Origin of the sequence: Streptomyces lushanensis (genome assembly GCF_001700515.1) — a bacterium.
Lineage (GTDB): Bacteria > Actinomycetota > Actinomycetes > Streptomycetales > Streptomycetaceae > Streptomyces > Streptomyces lushanensis.
Genome location: NZ_MAUD01000656.1, coordinates 1 through 466 on the forward strand (window position 1 = coordinate 1; position 466 = coordinate 466).

A 466-nucleotide genomic window follows, 5' to 3' on the forward strand; every position below is an offset into this window, starting at 1 on the left:
GACGGAGGTGTCCAGGCCGCCCGAGTAGGCGAGTACGACGCGCTCGGTCACGGGTATCTCCTTACGGTGCATTCACTGATGGGTATAACTATGCGCTGGACCGTATTGTTTTGTCAACGCGGCTCCCGATGGCCCCGGTGACGCGCTCCCGATGCACCTGCCCCAGCGGTCCCGCCCTCGGTGGTCCGGCCCCCGGTGCCCGCCCTCAGCTGTCCCGGCGCACCTCCGCCGCCAGCAGCGGCCCGTGGCTGTACCGCAGGTCCCTGGTGGCGGTGAGCAGGGTGAGAGTGTCCTCGGCTGCCAGCTCACGCAGCCGGCCGAGCGCCTCCGCGTGATCCGGTGCGGCCAGCTCGGCGCCGTACCGTCCGGCGAACTCCTCGAACCGCCCGGGGTCGTGCCCGTACCACGCGCGCAGTTCCGCCGAGGGCGCGGCGTCCTTCAGCCACGCGTCCAGCGCGGCGGCCTC

General features: G+C 71.9%; 1 protein-coding gene. It reads right to left on the bottom strand.

The window, feature by feature from the left end; translation table 11 throughout:
• Positions 1-205: 205 nt before the first annotated feature.
• Positions 206-466, bottom strand: a 261-nt coding sequence (locus BFF77_RS34055; RefSeq protein WP_079125677.1) for a DUF488 domain-containing protein, incomplete at its 5' end; no start/stop codon positions are given.